The following is a 425-nucleotide window of genomic DNA, read 5'->3' as shown; positions in this document are numbered from 1 at the left end:
GGCGCATCACGATGCGTGCGGTCGAGGCGCCTTTGAGGCGGGCCGTGCGGATGTACGGTGGCTGCATCACTTCGACCATCGACGCCCGGGTAATGCGCGCCAGATAGCCGATGCCGAACAGGCACAGCACCATCAACGGCAGGACCAGTTGCACCGCGCTGAAACCCTCGCTCATGCTGCTGACGCCGGGCAGCCAGTTGAGCCAGAACACAAAGAGTGCCGAGACGAACACCGCGCTGGCGAAGTCGGGAATCGACGTGGTGACGATCGACAGGAACGACACCAACCGGTCAAGCAGCGAGCCCTGGCGAATGCCGGCCAGCACGCCCAGGGTCAGCGCCACGGGCACCATCACCAGCAGGGCCAGCCCGGCGAGGGTCAGGGTCTGCGCCAGGTTGGGCAGCAACAGGTTGATCACCGACTCA

1 protein-coding gene is annotated in these 425 nt (G+C 65.4%); it reads right to left on the bottom strand.

The window, feature by feature from the left end:
- The coding region (locus tag SB765_RS28125; RefSeq protein WP_410932287.1) for an ABC transporter permease subunit at positions 1–425 on the bottom strand (425 nt) is incomplete at both ends.

Origin of the sequence: Pseudomonas sp. SIMBA_067, from assembly GCF_046534675.1 — a bacterium.
Lineage (GTDB): Bacteria > Pseudomonadota > Gammaproteobacteria > Pseudomonadales > Pseudomonadaceae > Aquipseudomonas > Aquipseudomonas putida.
This window is presented reverse-complemented; position numbering and strand designations above follow the sequence as displayed.